General features: G+C 58.4%; 13 protein-coding genes, 4 tRNA genes and 1 other RNA gene. 16 read left to right on the forward strand and 2 right to left on the reverse strand.

Annotated elements, in window-relative coordinates; translation table 11 throughout:
• The first annotated feature begins 29 nt into the window (after positions 1 to 29).
• The 16 genes from wecB (at position 30) to GUC32_RS00775 (ending at position 13,256) form a co-directional block, all read left to right on the forward strand.
• The gene (gene wecB, locus GUC32_RS00700) at positions 30 to 1,160 is read left to right on the forward strand and encodes a non-hydrolyzing UDP-N-acetylglucosamine 2-epimerase (RefSeq protein WP_043142254.1); all 1,131 of its coding nucleotides are present in this window, start codon (positions 30 to 32) and stop codon (positions 1,158 to 1,160) included.
• The gene (wecC, locus tag GUC32_RS00705; RefSeq protein WP_049203647.1) at positions 1,157 to 2,419 is read left to right on the forward strand and encodes a UDP-N-acetyl-D-mannosamine dehydrogenase; all 1,263 of its coding nucleotides are present in this window, start codon (positions 1,157 to 1,159) and stop codon (positions 2,417 to 2,419) included. The genes wecB and wecC overlap by 4 nt, the downstream gene beginning before the upstream one ends.
• The gene (gene rffG, locus GUC32_RS00710) at positions 2,410 to 3,483 is read left to right on the forward strand and encodes a dTDP-glucose 4,6-dehydratase (protein ID WP_187181939.1); all 1,074 of its coding nucleotides are present in this window, start codon (positions 2,410 to 2,412) and stop codon (positions 3,481 to 3,483) included. Before wecC ends, rffG begins: the two co-directional genes overlap by 10 nt.
• Before the next feature lie 48 nt (positions 3,484 to 3,531).
• A complete protein-coding gene (gene rfbA, locus GUC32_RS00715; RefSeq protein ID WP_043142249.1) occupies positions 3,532 to 4,413 on the forward strand; it encodes a glucose-1-phosphate thymidylyltransferase RfbA in 882 nt (293 codons plus the stop codon).
• Positions 4,391 to 5,122 carry a dTDP-4-amino-4,6-dideoxy-D-galactose acyltransferase gene (gene rffC, locus GUC32_RS00720; RefSeq protein ID WP_043142245.1) on the forward strand — a complete coding sequence of 244 codons (732 nt, stop codon included), beginning with the start codon at positions 4,391 to 4,393 and terminating at the stop codon, positions 5,120 to 5,122. Before rfbA ends, rffC begins: the two co-directional genes overlap by 23 nt.
• Positions 5,109 to 6,239, forward strand: a complete 1,131-nt coding sequence (rffA, locus tag GUC32_RS00725) for a dTDP-4-amino-4,6-dideoxygalactose transaminase (RefSeq protein ID WP_049203642.1) — start codon at positions 5,109 to 5,111, stop codon at positions 6,237 to 6,239. The genes rffC and rffA overlap by 14 nt, the downstream gene beginning before the upstream one ends.
• A gap of 1 nt (position 6,240) precedes the next feature.
• Positions 6,241 to 7,491 (forward strand): lipid III flippase WzxE, encoded by a 1,251-nt coding sequence (gene wzxE, locus GUC32_RS00730; RefSeq protein ID WP_369435485.1) that lies wholly within the window; start codon positions 6,241 to 6,243, stop codon positions 7,489 to 7,491.
• The gene (locus tag GUC32_RS00735) at positions 7,488 to 8,573 is read left to right on the forward strand and encodes a TDP-N-acetylfucosamine:lipid II N-acetylfucosaminyltransferase (RefSeq protein ID WP_060448382.1); all 1,086 of its coding nucleotides are present in this window, start codon (positions 7,488 to 7,490) and stop codon (positions 8,571 to 8,573) included. Before wzxE ends, GUC32_RS00735 begins: the two co-directional genes overlap by 4 nt.
• Positions 8,570 to 9,937: an ECA oligosaccharide polymerase gene (gene wzyE / locus GUC32_RS00740; RefSeq protein ID WP_043142238.1), complete on the forward strand. Its 1,368-nt coding sequence runs from the start codon at positions 8,570 to 8,572 to the stop codon at positions 9,935 to 9,937. Before GUC32_RS00735 ends, wzyE begins: the two co-directional genes overlap by 4 nt.
• A 14-nt stretch (positions 9,938 to 9,951) precedes the next feature.
• Positions 9,952 to 10,692 (forward strand): lipopolysaccharide N-acetylmannosaminouronosyltransferase, encoded by a 741-nt coding sequence (wecG, locus tag GUC32_RS00745; RefSeq protein WP_025304866.1) that lies wholly within the window; start codon positions 9,952 to 9,954, stop codon positions 10,690 to 10,692.
• A 366-nt stretch (positions 10,693 to 11,058) separates the two neighbouring features.
• Positions 11,059 to 12,462 carry an amino acid permease gene (locus GUC32_RS00750; RefSeq protein WP_025304867.1) on the forward strand — a complete coding sequence of 468 codons (1,404 nt, stop codon included), beginning with the start codon at positions 11,059 to 11,061 and terminating at the stop codon, positions 12,460 to 12,462.
• 135 nt (positions 12,463 to 12,597) lie between these two features.
• Positions 12,598 to 12,674: transfer RNA gene (locus tag GUC32_RS00755), tRNA-Arg, on the forward strand.
• A 63-nt stretch (positions 12,675 to 12,737) separates the two neighbouring features.
• Positions 12,738 to 12,813 (forward strand) — tRNA-His (locus GUC32_RS00760).
• Positions 12,814 to 12,854: 41 nt separating this feature from the next.
• Positions 12,855 to 12,941 (forward strand) — tRNA-Leu (locus GUC32_RS00765).
• Positions 12,942 to 13,015: 74 nt separating this feature from the next.
• A tRNA-Pro gene (locus GUC32_RS00770) sits at positions 13,016 to 13,092 on the forward strand.
• 35 nt (positions 13,093 to 13,127) lie between these two features.
• Positions 13,128 to 13,256: non-coding RNA, RtT sRNA (locus GUC32_RS00775), on the forward strand.
• Positions 13,257 to 13,961: 705 nt separating this feature from the next.
• Here the strand turns inward: GUC32_RS00775 and hemY are convergent.
• Together hemY and hemX are read right to left on the reverse strand one after the other, a co-directional pair.
• On the reverse strand, positions 13,962 to 15,158 hold the full coding sequence (gene hemY, locus GUC32_RS00780) for a protoheme IX biogenesis protein HemY (RefSeq protein WP_004934228.1): 1,197 nt from the start codon (positions 15,156 to 15,158) through the stop codon (positions 13,962 to 13,964).
• 3 nt (positions 15,159 to 15,161) lie between these two features.
• The gene (hemX, locus tag GUC32_RS00785) at positions 15,162 to 16,286 is read right to left on the reverse strand and encodes a uroporphyrinogen-III C-methyltransferase (RefSeq protein WP_016929498.1); all 1,125 of its coding nucleotides are present in this window, start codon (positions 16,284 to 16,286) and stop codon (positions 15,162 to 15,164) included.
• Positions 16,287 to 16,304: the final 18 nt, after the last annotated feature.

The following is a 16,304-nucleotide window of genomic DNA, read 5'->3' on the forward strand; positions in this document are numbered from 1 at the left end:
TGCGATTAACCGACCAAAAGAGATTCGCTGTGAAAGTGTTGACTGTTTTCGGCACCAGACCTGAAGCCATTAAAATGGCGCCGCTGGTACATGCACTGGCCCAGGATGAGGCCTTTGACGCAAGAGTCTGCGTAACGGCACAGCATCGTGAGATGTTGGATCAGGTATTGCGGTTGTTTGAGATCACGCCGGATTACGATCTGAACATCATGAAACCCGGCCAGGGGCTAACGGAAATCACCTGTCGCATCCTGGAAGGGTTGAAAGGGGTGCTGGAAGACTTCAAACCGGATGTGGTGCTGGTGCACGGCGATACCACTACCACGCTGGCGACCAGCCTGGCGGCGTTCTATCAACGCATCCCCGTTGGGCATGTCGAGGCCGGGCTGCGCACCGGCAATCTGTATTCTCCCTGGCCGGAAGAGGCCAACCGCAAACTGACCGGCCATCTGGCGATGTACCATTTCGCGCCAACCGAGAACTCGCGCCAAAACCTGTTGCGCGAGCTGCTGCCGGACAACCGCATTTTCGTGACCGGCAATACGGTAATCGACGCGCTGTTCTGGGTGCGCGACCGTGTGATGAGTGATGCTGCGCTGCGCGCGGGCCTGGCACAGCGTTACCCGTTCCTCGACGCCGACAAGAAACTGATCTTGGTCACCGGCCATCGCCGCGAAAGCTTTGGCGGCGGCTTTGAGCGGATTTGCAGCGCGCTGGCGGAGATCGCCAGCAATCACCCGGAAGTGCAGGTGGTGTATCCGGTGCATCTCAATCCAAACGTCAGTGAGCCGGTGAATCGCATTTTGAAAGGCATCGACAACGTCATGCTGATCGAACCGCAGGATTATCTGCCGTTTGTCTATTTGATGACCCAGGCTTACATGATCCTGACCGATTCCGGCGGCATTCAGGAAGAGGCGCCCTCGTTAGGCAAACCGGTGCTGGTGATGCGCGACACCACCGAACGCCCGGAGGCGGTAGATGCGGGCACGGTGCGTCTGGTCGGCACCGATGTGGCCAAAATTGTTGAAGCGGTGACCCGGCTGTTGACGGACGAAAGCGAATATCACGCGATGAGTCGGGCGCACAACCCGTACGGTGACGGGCATGCCTGTCAGCGTATCCTCGAAGCTTTAAAGAATCATCAGGTGAAACTATGAGTTTTGACACTATTTCGGTTATCGGCCTGGGTTATATCGGCTTGCCAACGGCGGCGGCGTTTGCCTCCCGCAAGAAAAAAGTGGTGGGTGTAGATGTTAACCAACATGCGGTAGATACCATTAACCGCGGCGCGATCCACATCGTTGAGCCGGATCTGGATAAAGTGGTCAAGGACGCCGTCGACGGCGGGTTCCTGCAGGCGGTGACCAAACCACGGGCGGCCGATGCGTTCCTGATCGCAGTGCCTACCCCGTTCAAAGGCGATCACGAGCCGGATCTGGCCTATGTCGAAGCGGCGGCGAAATCGCTGGCGCCGGTGCTGAAAAAAGGCGATCTGGTGATCCTGGAGTCCACCTCGCCGGTGGGCGCCACCGAACAAATGGCAGAATGGCTGGCGCAGGCGCGCAGCGATCTCAGCTTCCCGCAGCACGCGGGTGAAGCGGCGGACGTGAATATCGCCTACTGCCCGGAGCGCGTGTTGCCGGGGCAGGTGATGGTGGAGCTGATTCAAAACGACCGCGTGATCGGCGGCATGACGCCGAAGTGCTCGGAGCGCGCCAGCGCGCTGTACAAGATTTTCCTCGAGGGCGAATGCGTGATCACCAATTCGCGCACCGCCGAGATGTGCAAGCTGACGGAAAACAGCTTCCGCGACGTGAATATCGCCTTTGCCAACGAACTGTCGCTGATTTGCGCCGAGCAGGGGATCAACGTCTGGGAGCTTATCCGCCTGGCAAACCGCCATCCACGGGTGAATATTCTGCAGCCGGGGCCGGGCGTCGGCGGTCACTGCATTGCCGTCGATCCGTGGTTTATCGTGGCGCAGAATCCGCAGCAGGCGCGCCTGATCCACACCGCACGCCTGGTGAACGACGGCAAACCGCTGTGGGTGGTCGACCGTGTGAAAGCGGCGGTGGCCGATTGCCTGGCCGCCACCGACAAGCGCGCGTCCGAGGTGAAAATTGCCTGTTTCGGCCTGGCCTTCAAGCCGAATATCGACGATTTGCGTGAAAGCCCGGCGGTAGAGGTGGCGCACCTGATCGCCGAATGGCACGTCGGCGAAACGCTGGCGGTGGAACCGAACGTCGAACAGTTGCCGAAGTCGCTGGCGGGCCATGTGACGTTGACGCCGATTGCCGAGGCGTTGCAGCAGGCTGATGTGATCGTGATGTTGGTCGATCACCAACAGTTCAGGGCCATCCGGCCGGAAGATGTAAAACAAACATGGGTTGTTGATACCAAAGGAGTATGGCGTTGAAACGTATTTTAGTTACCGGTGGTGCCGGTTTCATTGGCTCCGCAGTTGTGCGGCACATCATCGAGGCCACCGGCGACAGCGTGGTGGTGGTGGATAAGCTGACCTATGCCGGTAACCTCGAGTCGCTGGCGGTGGTGGCCGAGAGCGAGCGCTATGCTTTTGAGCAGGTCGACATCTGCGATCGCGCCGGGTTGGATCGGGTATTTGCCCAGTATCAACCGGATGTAGTGATGCACCTGGCGGCGGAAAGCCACGTCGATCGTTCTATCGACGGCCCGGCGGCCTTTATCGAGACTAACGTGGTTGGCACTTACACGATGCTGGAAGCGGCGCGCCATTACTGGCAGCCGTTGGCGGCGGAGAAGAAGCTGGCTTTCCGTTTCCATCATATCTCCACCGACGAAGTGTACGGCGACCTGCACGGCACCGACGATCTGTTCACCGAAACCACGCCCTATGCGCCGAGCAGTCCGTATTCCGCCTCCAAGGCGTCGAGCGATCATCTGGTGCGTGCCTGGTTACGCACCTACGGTTTGCCGACCCTCGTGACTAACTGTTCGAATAACTACGGTCCTTATCACTTCCCGGAGAAGTTAATTCCGTTGGTGATCCTGAATGCGGTAGCCGGCAAACCGCTGCCGGTATACGGCAACGGCGCGCAGGTGCGTGACTGGTTGTATGTCGAGGATCACGCGCGTGCGCTCTATCAGGTCGTGACCGAAGGCGTGGTGGGCGAAACTTACAATATTGGTGGCCACAACGAGCGCAAGAATATCGAAGTGGTACAGACCATTTGCGATCTGCTGGAGGAACTGGCGCCAAACAAACCAGAAGGCGTGGCGAACTACCGCGATCTCATCATTTACGTGAAGGATCGCCCGGGCCACGACATGCGTTATGCCATCGACGCTGGCAAAATCGATCGTGAGTTGGGCTGGCGGCCGCAGGAAACCTTCGAAAGCGGCATTCGCAAGACGGTAGCCTGGTACCTGGCTAACGAAACCTGGTGGCGCCGGGTGCAAGACGGTTCTTATGCCGGCGAGCGTTTAGGGTTGTCAGATTAATTTAACGCCGCGTCGCTCTGCGGCGGCGCGGCGGTTTTTGGAGTAAGTATGAAAGGTATTATTCTGGCTGGCGGTTCCGGTACGCGTCTGCATCCGATCACTCGTGGCGTGTCCAAGCAACTGCTGCCGATTTATGACAAGCCGATGATCTATTACCCGATGTCGGTACTGATGCTGGCGGGGATCCGCGACATTTTGATCATCTCGACCCCGGAAGATCTGCCGTCCTTCGAACGTTTGTTGGGTAACGGCGAACAGTTCGGCGTCAATCTCAGCTACGCTGCGCAGCCTAAGCCTGAAGGTCTGGCGCAGGCGTTTCTGATCGGCGAGGAGTTTATCAACGGCGATTCTTGCTGCCTGGTGTTGGGCGATAACATCTTCTTCGGCCAATCTTTCAGCCCGAAATTAAAAACCGTCGCGGCCCGCACCGAAGGGGCCACCGTGTTCGGTTATCAGGTCATGGATCCTGAACGCTTTGGCGTGGTGGAGTTTGACGGCAACTTCCGTGCGCTGTCGATCGAAGAGAAACCGAAGAAACCGAAATCCGATTGGGCGGTGACCGGTCTGTACTTCTACGATAGCCAAGTGGTGGAGTTTGCCAAGCAGGTGAAGCCTTCTGAGCGCGGCGAGCTGGAAATCACCAGCATCAACCAGATGTATCTGGAGCGCGGTGAACTGACCGTCGAGCTGTTGGGACGCGGTTTCGCCTGGTTGGACACCGGGACTCACGACAGTCTGCTGGAAGCCAGCAGCTTCGTGCAGACGGTAGAAAAACGCCAGGGCTTTAAAATCGCCTGTCTAGAGGAAATTGCCTGGCGCAACGGTTGGCTGGATGACAAGGGACTCAAACGTGCCGCCAACGCCTTGTCGAAAACCGGTTACGGTAAGTACCTGTTGGATCTGCTGCATGTGCGTCCACGCCACTATTGAGCCTTTGGCGTGGGAAAGCGAGTTTTTCGCGCTAGACAGCGCGAAACTCAGCTTCTCCTCCTCGGCTCCGGCGCTTGCCGAAGCCGATCTGGCGGCTTATGCCTTGGTGCAGGCCAAAGTCCCCGCTCAGCACCTTGCGTTGGCGGACGGTCTGGCTGATTTGGGATTTCGCCTGGTTGAGGGCGAGGTCGATCTGGTTCTGGCTCTTGAGCATGATCACGTGGTTGAACCGGGTTTCGTCGCCCAGACGTCCCGCCTGGCGGCAGAAGCCGATATCCCGGCATTGCGCACCGCGGCGGCTCAGGCGTTCACCGTCAGCCGCTTTCGTACCCCCTGGTATCAACCTGATGACAGCGGCCGGTTTTATGCTTTGTGGATCGAAAAGGCCGTTCTGGGCACCTTCGATCATCAGTGCCTGTTGGCGCTGGACGAACAGGGGCGGCCAGAGGGATTTGTCAGCCTGCGTGACATTGGCGGCCAGGAAATGCGTATCGGCCTGCTGGCGGCTTTCCCCGGCGTATCAGGCCGGGGCATTGGCACTCGGCTGATGACTGCGGCGCTGGCCGAATGTCGGCGGCAAGGAATGCAGCGCCTGCGGGTCGCGACCCAGACAGGCAATATCGCCGCATTACGACTCTATCAACGACAGGGTGCCGTGATTGAAAGCACCGCGTACTGGTTATACAGAGGTAGACATGATTCCATTTAACGCTCCACCGGTTGTTGGCACTGAACTGGAATATATGCAGGCTGCCATGGGCAGCGGCAAATTGTGCGGCGACGGCGGCTTTACCCGTCGCTGCCAGCAGTGGATGGAACAGCGTTTCGGCAGCGCGAAAGTGTTGTTGACGCCTTCCTGCACCGCGTCGTTGGAAATGGCCGCCATCCTGCTGGATATTCAGCCGGGTGACGAAGTGATCATGCCGAGCTTTACCTTCGTTTCAACCGCCAACGCCTTTGTGCTGCGCGGTGCCAAAGTGGTGTTCGTCGACCTGCGTCCGGACACCATGAACATCGACGAAACCAAAATCGAAGCGGCGATCACCGATAAAACCCGCGCGATTGTGCCAGTGCACTATGCCGGCGTTGCCTGCGAGATGGATACCATCATGGCGCTGGCGAAGAAATATAACCTGTTCGTGGTGGAAGACGCCGCGCAGGGTGTGATGTCGACCTACAAAGGCAAGGCATTGGGCACCATTGGCCATATCGGCTGCTTCAGCTTCCATGAAACCAAAAACTACACCGCCGGCGGCGAAGGCGGCGCGACGCTGGTGAACGATCCGGCCCTGATCGATCGGGCGGAAGTCATCCGCGAGAAAGGCACCAACCGCAGCCAGTTCTTCCGTGGCCAGGTCGATAAATATACCTGGCGCGACATCGGTTCCAGCTATTTGATGTCTGACCTGCAGGCCGCTTACCTGTGGGGCCAGCTGGAAGTGGCGGAACGCATCAACCAGCGCCGTTTGGCACTGTGGCAGAAGTACTACGACAGCTTCCTGTCGTTGGCAAAGGCCGGCCGCATCGAACTGCCGAGCATCCCAGCCGACTGCGTGCATAACGCGCACATGTTCTATATCAAGCTGCGTGATATCGAAGAGCGCACGGCCTTTATCGACTACCTGAAGGAAGCCGAAATCATGGCCGTGTTCCACTATATCCCGCTGCATGACTGCCCGGCCGGCGAACAGTTTGGCCGCTTTGCCGGCGAAGATCGTTACACCACGCAGGAAAGTGCGCGTCTGGTGCGCTTGCCGCTGTTCTACAATATGTCTGATGTCAATCAGCGTACGGTAATCAATACCATCCTGAGCTTCTTTGCCTGATATGTCGTTGGCAAAAGCATCGATATGGACCGCCGGCTCCACGCTGATCAAAATTGGCGTGGGGCTCTTGGTGGTGAAACTGCTGGCGGTAGCGTTTGGCCCCAGCGGCGTGGGGCAGGCGGGTAACTTTCGCCAGTTGATCACCGTGCTGGGCGTGCTGTCCGGCGCGGGTATTTTTAACGGTATAACCAAATACGTTGCGGAGTACCATCAGGATCCGCAGCGTTTGCGCCTGGCGGTCGGTACCGCGTCGAGCATCGTGCTGGGCTTTTCGACCTTGCTGGCGCTGGTGTTTCTGTTCGCCGCCGAACCGATCAGCATCGGGCTGTTCGGGCATGCCGATTACGTCGGCGTGGTGCGCGCCGTCGCTTTCATTCAGATGGGCATCGCCTACGCCAACCTGTTCATGGCGGTGCTGAAAGGCTATCGCGACGCGATGGGCAATGCGCTGGCGGTGATCGGCGGCAGCCTGATCGGCGTGGTGGCATATTACCTGTGCTTCAAGCTGGGTAGCTATGAAGGCGCGCTGGCGGGGCTGGCGTTGGTGCCGGCGTTGGTGGTGCTGCCGGCCGGGCTGATGCTGTGGCGGCGCAAAACGCTGCCGCTGCGCTATTTGGCGCTGCGTTGGGACAAACGGGTGGCCGGTAACCTCGGCAAATTCACTGTCATGGCGTTGATCACCTCGGTGACGCTGCCGGTGGCCTACGTCATGATGCGAAACCTGCTGGCCGCGCATTACGGTTGGGATGAGGTGGGGATCTGGCAAGGCGTCAGCAGCATTTCCGATGCCTATCTGCAGTTTATCACCGCCTCGTTTACCGTCTATCTGCTGCCGACGCTGTCGCGGCTGACGGACAAGGGCGCTATCTCGCGGGAGATCGTGCGCTCGCTGAAATTCGTGCTGCCGGCGGTAGCGGCAGCGAGCTTTACGGTCTGGGTGCTGCGCGATTTCGCTATCTGGCTGCTGTTCTCGGATAAATTCGTCGCCATGCGCGATCTGTTTGCCTGGCAACTGGTGGGTGACGTGCTGAAAGTCGGGGCTTATGTGTTCGGCTATCTGGTGATCGCTAAAGCGTCGCTGCGCTTTTATATCCTGACGGAAGTCAGCCAGTTTCTGCTGCTGACGCTGTTCTCGCACTGGCTGATCCCGCAGCACGGCGCGCTGGGGGCGGCTCAGGCCTATATGGCAACCTACATCGTGTATTTCGCGCTCTGTAGCTGCGTGTTTCTTATTTATCGTAGACGAGTATGACCACACTGATTCACGTTCTGGGATCCGATATCCCGCATCATAACCAGACGGTGCTTCGCTTCTTCAACGACGTGCTGGCGCCGCGTTTGCCGGCTGAGCAGACGCGGCATTTTATGGTGGCGGCCAAGGATGTGGCGGCACTGGGGGATTTCCCCGCCCTGAATATTGAGCCTTACGCCGATAAGAAAAGCCTGGCGGCGGCGGTGATCGCCCGCGCCCAGGCTGATCGCGCTGCGCGCTTCTTCCTACACGGCCAGTTTAATCCGGGGCTGTGGCTGGCGCTGTTGAGCGGCAAGATCAAGGCGCGTCAGGTCAGTTGGCATATTTGGGGCGCCGATCTGTACGAAGACGCCACAAGCTGGAAATTCAGGCTGTTTTATCTGCTGCGCCGCATTGCCCAGGGGCGGGTGGGGAATGTATTTGCTACCCGCGGCGACGTGATTCACTACCAGCAGCGCCATGCGCGGGTACCGGCTTCGCTGCTGTACTTCCCGACCCGCATGGATCCGGCGCTGACCGACGTTCACGTCGAGAAAAATCTGGCCGGGCCGATGACGATTCTGGTGGGCAACTCCGGCGATCGCAGCAATCGGCATATCGAAGCACTGCAGGCGATCCATCAGCAGTTCGGCGCCGACGTGCGCGTGATCCTGCCGATGGGCTATCCGGCCAATAACGACGCTTACATCGAGCAGGTGCGTGCCGCCGGATTGCCGCTGTTCGGCGAGAAAAATCTGCAGCTGCTCACGCAGCAGGTGGCATTTGAAGACTACCTCAATATTCTGCGCGCCTGCGATCTCGGCTATTTCATTTTCAATCGCCAGCAGGGGATAGGCACCTTGTGCCTGCTGATTCAGTTTGGCGTGCCTTTCGTGCTCAGCCGGCAGAACCCGTTCTGGCAGGATTTGGCGGAACAGCACCTGCCGGTGCTGTTCTACGGTGACTCGCTCGACGAGGCGGTGGTGCGCGAAGCGCAGCGTCAGCTGGCGGCGGTGGATAAACAGGCGATCGCCTTCTTTAATCCGAACTATGTCGATGGCTGGCAGCAAGCCCTGGCGCTGGCGGCGGGAGAGCACTCATGACGTTGGCGCAATTCGGCGGTCTGTTCGTCGTCTACCTGGTCAGCCTGACGTTTATTCTGACGCTGACCTACCAGGAGTTTCGGCGCGTGCGCTTTAACTTCAACGTCTTCTTCTCGCTGCTGTATTTGCTGACGTTTTATTTCGGCTTCCCGCTGACCTGTCTGCTGGTGTTTCAGTTTGACGTCGAGGTGGTGCCGGTGGAGTTTCTGCTGTACGCCTTGCTGTCGGCGACGGCGTTTTACGCCATCTATTACGTCACCTACAAGACCCGGCTGCGCAAGCGCCGCTCTCAACCGCGTGCGGCGCTGTTCACCATGAACCGGGTGGAAACCCATATGACCTGGGTGCTGCTGGCCCTGGTGGCGATCGGGACCGTGGGTATCTTCTTCATGCAGAACGGCTTCCTGCTGTTCAAGCTCAATTCCTACAGCCAGATCTTCTCCAGCGACGTGTCCGGCGTGGCGCTCAAACGGTTCTTCTACTTCTTCATTCCGGCGATGCTGGTGGTCTATTTCCTGCGGCAGGATCTGCGCGCCTGGTTCTTGTTCCTGGTGGCGACGGTGGCGTTCGGCATTCTGACCTACGTCATCGTCGGCGGCACCCGCGCCAATATCATCATCGCCTTCGCGCTGTTCCTGTTTATCGGTATCGTGCGCGGCTGGATCACGCTGTGGATGTTGGCGGCGGCGGGCATATTCGGTGTGGTCGGCATGTTCTGGCTGGCGTTGAAGCGCTACAGCCTGGACGTCAGCGGCGCGGAAGCGTTTTATACCTTCCTTTATCTGACCCGCGATACTTTCTCGCCGTGGGAAAATCTGGCGCTGCTGCTGCAAAATTACGACAAGATCGATTTCCAGGGCCTGGCGCCGATCCTGCGTGATTTCTACGTCTTTATCCCAACCTGGCTATGGCCAGGCCGGCCGGACGTGGTGCTGAACTCGGCCAACTATTTCACCTGGGAAGTGCTGAACAACCACTCCGGGCTGGCGATATCCCCGACGCTGATCGGTTCGCTGGTGGTGATGGGCGGCGCGCTGTTTATCCCGCTCGGCGCGATTCTGGTGGGCATGATCATCAAGTGGTTCGACTGGCTGTATGAGTTGGGTAAAACCGAACCGAACCGCTATAAGGCGGCCATTCTGCAAGGCTTCTGCTTCGGTGCGGTGTTCAACATAATCGTATTGGCGCGCGAAGGGGTGGACTCATTCGTGTCGCGCGTGGTGTTCTTCTGCATTATTTTCGGCGCCTGTCTGGTGCTGGCGAAGTTGCTGTATTGGCTGTTCGATACCGCCGGGCTCATCAAGGCCAGAGTGACGCGCGCCCGCGCGCTGGCGTCTCCGCCTCGGGCGAACGGTCTTTTGTAAGGGTAATGAGAACGATGGAAACAAAGATTTCGGTGCCGCAGTATGAGCTGCGCGGTTTCAGCCTGTGGGGCTTTCGCGATATGGCGCACTGCATGGACTTTCTGTTCGACGGCGGCCGGGTCAAACAGGGCACGCTGGTGGCCATGAACGCGGAAAAGATCCTGAAGGCGGAAGAGGACCCGGCGCTGCATGCGTTGCTGGATGAGGCGGAGTACAAGTACGCCGACGGCATCAGCATGGTGCGCTCGATTCGCCGCAAATACCCGGCGGCGGACGTTTCGCGCGTTGCGGGCGCCGATCTGTGGGAAGCCTTGATGCAGCGCGCCGGTCGTGAAGGCACGCCGGTCTTCCTGGTCGGCGGCAAACCGGAGGTGCTGGCGGAAACCGAGCAAAAGCTGCGCAGCCAGTGGAATGTCAACCTGGTGGGTAGCCAGGATGGCTATTTCAAACCGGAGCAACGTGAGGCGCTGTTCGAGCGTATTCGCGCCAGCGGTGCCGCTATCGTGACGGTGGCGATGGGATCGCCGAAGCAGGAGATCCTGATGCGCGACTGCCGCAAGGTGCATCCGCAGGCGCTGTACATGGGCGTGGGCGGCACCTACGACGTCTTTACCGGCCACGTGAAGCGTGCGCCCAAGGTGTGGCAGAACCTCGGTCTGGAGTGGCTCTACCGCCTGCTCAGCCAGCCCAGCCGCATCGGCCGGCAGTTGAAGCTGTTGAAGTTTGTCGGCTACTACTACAGCGGCAAGATGTAACCTCTACATCCGGGGCGGAAAGTGCTGTTCCGCTCCGGTCTGCTGTACCAATAATCTGCTTTTGCACGTTTCTCCCGCATATCTATAACCCCCAGCCCTAAACGCAGCCGCATTTATTCCATAAAGTTTTAAATTGCGGTTTGCTTATAGCGGCGAAATGCGAAACGATACCGCCCGGAAATTATCCCCGGCCGCTGAAGCCTGATGCGACAGCGCTGAACGATGTTCTTCTCACGGTAACTTCGCTCCGACTACCCGTTGATGCCAACCCGAACGGCAGGGGATGATTTATTCTTTTAATAATGACAATAACGACCGGCAGCGGCCGGCAGGCAAACACAACCCGAGAAAAATTATTGAGGATTTATGGCACACAAAGAGAAACCGCAAGGGCTACACCGGGGCCTTGAGGCCCGGCACATCGAGCTTATCGCTCTGGGGGGCACCATCGGCGTCGGCCTGTTTATGGGTTCGGCCAGTACGCTGAAATGGGCCGGGCCGTCGGTGCTGCTGGCTTACATCATCGCCGGGCTGTTCGTGTTTTTCATTATGCGTTCGATGGGGGAGATGCTGTTCCTCGAGCCGGTCGCCGGGTCGTTTGCCGTTTACGCGCATAAGTACATGAATCCCTACTTCGGTTACCTGACCGCCTGGGGTTACTGGTTTATGTGGATCGCCGTTGGTATTTCTGAGATCACCGCCATCGGGGTGTATGTGCAGTTCTGGTTCCCGGAAATACCGCAGTGGGTGCCTGCACTGATCGCCGTGGCGATGGTGGCGCTGGCCAACCTGGCGGCGGTGCGCCTGTACGGTGAGCTGGAGTTCTGGTTCGCCATGATCAAGGTCACCACCATCATCGTGATGATTCTGGTGGGGCTGGGGGTGATCTTCTTCGGTTTCGGCAACGGCGGTGAGCCTATCGGTTTCGCCAATCTGACGGCGCACGGCGGTTTCTTTGCCGGTGGCTGGAAAGGCTTCCTGTTTGCGCTGTGCATCGTGGTGGCGTCCTATCAGGGGGTTGAGCTGGTAGGCATCACCGCCGGGGAAGCCAAGAACCCGCAGGTGACGCTGAAACGCGCGATCAACAATATCCTGTGGCGCATCCTGATCTTCTATGTCGGCGCAATCTTCGTCATCGTGACCATCTTCCCGTGGAACGGCATCGGCACCACCGGCAGCCCGTTTGTGCTGACCTTCGCCAAGATCGGCATCGTCGCCGCCGCCGGCATTATCAACTTTGTGGTGCTGACCGCCGCGCTCTCCGGTTGCAACAGCGGCATGTACAGCGGCGGCCGCATGCTGTACGCCTTGGCCAAGAACCGCCAACTGCCGGCGGCGTTGACCAAGCTTTCCGCCAGCGGTGTGCCGGTGAACTGCATCGCCGTCACCATCGCCTGTCTGTTGGTGGGGTCCGCGCTGAACTACATCATCCCGAATCCGGAGCAGGTGTTCGTGTATGTCTACAGCGCCAGCGTGCTGCCGGGCATGGTGCCGTGGTTCGTGGTGCTGATAAGCCAGCTCTATTTCCGCCGTGCCCATAAGGAAGCGATCAAAACCCACAGCTTTAAGTCGATCATGTTCCCGTATGTGAACTATCTGACCATCGCTTTTCTGGTTTGCGTGCTGGTCGGCATGGGAATCAACCCAGATACGCGAATTTCCCTGCTGGTCGGTGCGATTTTCTTAGCCGGCGTCAGCCTGTGCTACTTCGCTTTCGGTATGCATAAGAAACATCATCCGGCTGAAAATCGGGTAGAAACGCGGCAATAAACGGTGAAAAGGGGCTACGGAGTGCGCTTTCCTGCGCAGGAGTGAGCAAAGCGTAATCAAACGCAACATTTCTGCGAAAAAGCACTAGACAGGATTGGCGTAAATCCGTAGTATCCCCTCCCGCAACGGCGCTACGCGCCCGTAGCTCAGCTGGATAGAGCGCTGCCCTCCGGAGGCAGAGGTCTCAGGTTCGAATCCTGTCGGGCGCGCCATTAAGTTTGTGCGCAGGAGCTGCGGTGGTAATATTACCGCGTGAGTAAGAAGTAGTAGTAATGGTGGCTATAGCTCAGTTGGTAGAGCCCTGGATTGTGATTCCAGTTGTCGTGGGTTCGAGTCCCATTAGCCACCCCACTTCCTAACGAAGTGAAGATTTAGCAGTATTTTGTGACAGTGCGAAGGTGGCGGAATTGGTAGACGCGCTAGCTTCAGGTGTTAGTGTTCTTACGGACGTGAGGGTTCAAGTCCCTCTCTTCGCACCACGCAAAATATCTGATAAATATAAGATTTATATGGACAACGGTCTGATAAATCGGGTAGTATGAGCAACACAAATCGGCGAGTAGCGCAGCTTGGTAGCGCAACTGGTTTGGGACCAGTGGGTCGGAGGTTCGAATCCTCTCTCGCCGACCACATTCGAAAAACCTGCTTTTTAAAGCAGGTTTTTTTTCGTCTGCGGTTTATGAGGATGAGTACCTCCGCAGGAGGTTCGAGCCTCGCGAAGCGAGACAACGTTGCTTTAGCAACGGCCCGCAGGGCGCGCATCAAAGATGCGCGTAATCCTCTCTCGCCGACCACTTTCAAAGAAACCGACGCAAGTCGGTTTTTTTACATCTGCCGTTTATGAGAGCAAGTTTTCTCAGCATGACGAAGCTAATACCGACAAGCCCGTGCAGCAATGCGCGGGTTTTTTGCGTATCGAAGGATGGGCATTTTGTCTCTGCTGGCAAGCGTGTTGGTTTTCAGCGACAACGCCATCCAGCGCTGTCGTCAGGTTGAGACAAATAATTAATTGATTTAAAAAGATAAAGTTGGCTTTGGCTTAAGTCGTCGTTTTGAGGCGACATCCTGATAACGGCCGCTGGCAAGGAATGCCAGGAAGTGGTTTGCAACGCAAAGGATGGAATTAAATAAAAATCAATATTTTCAATATCTTGAATTCTATTTTCTTATGGGGATGGACTCAATATAAAAGTTGGCACGCCAAATGCTATATCTATAGCGTAGATGCTCATTCCACCTCTTATGTTCGCCTTAGGCTTCATAAACCCTGGGAATGACGCAGAGCCGATTTAGGGTGCCTATCGCCCACGAGAACGATGACTAACCCGTCATCACGCTCAGGGCAGAACGTTGAGTGAGGCACCGCCCCTGTTGTCCTAGACCTGATTGCTTCTTTATACACTTGCCATACGGCAAGTGTTTTTTTTGCGCCACAGAAAAACCCTGAGCAAAAAAAAAGCGCGGCATCGGGGCCGCGCTCTTCTCTCTCGGGCAGGGCGTTATTCGCCGCCGTTCTGTTTCAGCGTCAACATCAGCCCCTCACGCCGCATCTGCGCCGCTTCATCCGAACGATGCAGTTTCTCCAGCGTATCGGCCAGCCAGGCGTAATCGTAGGCGTCCGGACGCTGTTTCAGCGCTTCGCGGAAGGCGTCGGCCGCTTGCTGCCACTCGCCGTGCTTCATCAGCAGTTGCCCCAGCGTGCTGTTTAACAGCGGCGTCGCGCCGTGTTGTTTCATCTGCTGACGCAGCGCTTTCTCAAGCTGCTCGGGGTTGCCGGACTTCAGCCGCGGCAGCAACAGCACCAGGCGCTCGTCGTATTGGCGCTTCAGGCTGTCGAGCACAATCTCCTGCGCCAGTTCGTGGTCGTTGCATTCGATCAGGTGTTCCACCATCGCGATTTGCAGCGGCACCTCGTGACGCGTCTTGCGGCTCTGATCTTTCCACCAGCGCTTCAGGCCTTCGCTGCCTTCGTCCGCCATCGCCTGATTCATCAGCCCGATATAAGCCTGTTGCTGCAATGCCTGCAACTGCTCTTCACTGTGGAGTTCGATTTTACGCATCGACGGCAGCACTTCCAGCAGCGACGCGTAGGCGCCGGTGCGCAGATAGGCTTGTTCCGCCAGGCGCAGCACTTCCGGATGGCGCGGCGCCTGGTTCAGCAGGCGATCGACGCCGTGGCGCGCGGCGTGGTTCTCGCCCTGCGCCAGCTGGATGCGAACCCGGGTGATATCCACCGGCAGCTGATCGGTGTCGGCGGCTTCGGCGGCGCGTTCCAGATATTGATTGGTACGGAAGTCATCGCCGCGTTGCTGCGCGGCCTCGGCGGCCAGCAGGTAGTTCACCACCGGCTGTTCAGCGTGATCGGCGTTGCGCGTCATCAGCTTCTCAACCTGCTTATAGTCGCCTTCCGCCAGTTTGATCAGCGCGGCTTTGGTTTGCTGGCGCGCGCGGGTGCGCTTGCGGCCGATAAACCAACCGCGCGTGCGGGCGCCGGTACGGAAGATGCGGCGCAGGATCCACTCGATCGCCAGCAGCACCACGAACAGCAGCACCAACATGATCACCAGGCCGGTGACGCTGGTTTCGATATTGTAGTTATCGGTCTGGATCAGCACGTAGCCCTGATGCCCGGCCAACATCGGCCCGAGCACCACGCTGGCGATCACCACCAGGAACAGAAATAGCACGCGTAACATGGCTTAACCCTCCTGGTGAGCGGCAGGGGACTGGGTCATCAGGTTGCGCACCCGGGTCTGCATCACTTTTTCGAGCAGCGGCTGGCTTTTCAGCTGATCCGGCACGTCCATCGAGATCGACTGTTGGCTCAGGTTATCCAGCTCTTCCAGGAAAGCCTTGGTCGCCGGATCGGTGGTGTCGAAATAGGCGCGCACCCAGGTGGAGACGGTTTCCAGCGATTGCTTGTAGGTCTCGTTCTGGTGGCGTGGGATGGCCTGTGCGGCCACCAGCAGGCGCGAACGGATATTTTCGCGGAGGTAGATGTCCTGGTTCGGCGCCAGCAGCGGTTCGGCGCTGGTATCGCGACGGCGGATGGTGATGAAGTCGGCCATGAAATTGCGCCAGCTCTTGGCCAGGTTCTGCCGCCATTCGCCGATCGAGCCGGAGAGCTCGCTGCTGTTTTGATCCATCGGCGCTTCGTCGGTGTCGTTATCGGCCAGGCGCAGGTTATCCACCTGGTTGGACAGCTGATTGACCTTGAGGATGATGCCGTCGTAATCGACCTGGGTCAGCGTAGAAAGCGTGCTGATGTCTTCGGTAATGGCGCGGCGCACGTCGAGCAGGCTAGGATCGTTCATGTCCGCCAGGCTGGCGTCGGCGCTTTTCAGCAACGCGGCGGCGCTGGTCACGTCTTGATCGCTCCACAGCTTGCGGCCGGCCATTTTCACCAGGAAATCGGCCTGCGCCAGCAGCCAGGTTTTTGCGTCGCTGCCGGAGATGGTCGCCACTTTTTCCTGCAGCTCGCTCAGTTGACGCGCCAGATTCGCCTGCTCGCGATCGGCGGCGTCCAGGGTTTTACCCTGCTGCTGCAGCAGGCCTTCCAGCGCATTTCTTTCCTGCTGTTGGCTCTGCTTCACGCCTTCAAGCTGCTGCTGCAGCGCCTGATTGGCGGCGATCAGCTGTTGCGCCTGCTTGTGCGTGTGGTAATAGCCGCCCGCGCCGAGGGCGATGACCAGCACGATAGCGATCGCGCCGAGCACCGGGCCGGTGTTCTTGCCTTTGCGGCTGGCAGCGGCTGGCTGCTGGGAGCTCTCAACCGCGGTGGTTGGCTCTTCAACCGGGGCGGCTGGGGTATTTTGTTCCGTCATAGTGGCACATCCCATAGT

This window comes from Serratia sp. NGAS9, assembly GCF_009905295.1.
Classification (GTDB): Bacteria; Pseudomonadota; Gammaproteobacteria; order Enterobacterales; family Enterobacteriaceae; genus Serratia; species Serratia bockelmannii.

Bases quoted from the DNA above. Each gene is read 5' to 3' on its own strand.
- wzyE (WP_043142238.1), top strand. From the start codon at position 8,570: ATGACGTTGGCGCAATTCGGCGGTCTGTTCGTCGTCTACCTGGTCAGC.
- wecG (WP_025304866.1), top strand. From the start codon at position 9,952: ATGGAAACAAAGATTTCGGTGCCGCAGTATGAGCTGCGCGGTTTCAGC.
- rffA (WP_049203642.1), top strand. From the start codon at position 5,109: ATGATTCCATTTAACGCTCCACCGGTTGTTGGCACTGAACTGGAATAT.
- rfbA (WP_043142249.1), top strand. From the start codon at position 3,532: ATGAAAGGTATTATTCTGGCTGGCGGTTCCGGTACGCGTCTGCATCCG.
- rffG (WP_187181939.1), top strand. From the start codon at position 2,410: ATGGCGTTGAAACGTATTTTAGTTACCGGTGGTGCCGGTTTCATTGGC.
- GUC32_RS00750 (WP_025304867.1), top strand. From the start codon at position 11,059: ATGGCACACAAAGAGAAACCGCAAGGGCTACACCGGGGCCTTGAGGCC.
- wzxE (WP_369435485.1), top strand. From the start codon at position 6,241: ATGTCGTTGGCAAAAGCATCGATATGGACCGCCGGCTCCACGCTGATC.
- hemX (WP_016929498.1), bottom strand. From the start codon at position 16,286: ATGACGGAACAAAATACCCCAGCCGCCCCGGTTGAAGAGCCAACCACC.
- wecC (WP_049203647.1), top strand. From the start codon at position 1,157: ATGAGTTTTGACACTATTTCGGTTATCGGCCTGGGTTATATCGGCTTG.
- rffC (WP_043142245.1), top strand. From the start codon at position 4,391: ATGTGCGTCCACGCCACTATTGAGCCTTTGGCGTGGGAAAGCGAGTTT.
- GUC32_RS00735 (WP_060448382.1), top strand. From the start codon at position 7,488: ATGACCACACTGATTCACGTTCTGGGATCCGATATCCCGCATCATAAC.
- hemY (WP_004934228.1), bottom strand. From the start codon at position 15,158: ATGTTACGCGTGCTATTTCTGTTCCTGGTGGTGATCGCCAGCGTGGTG.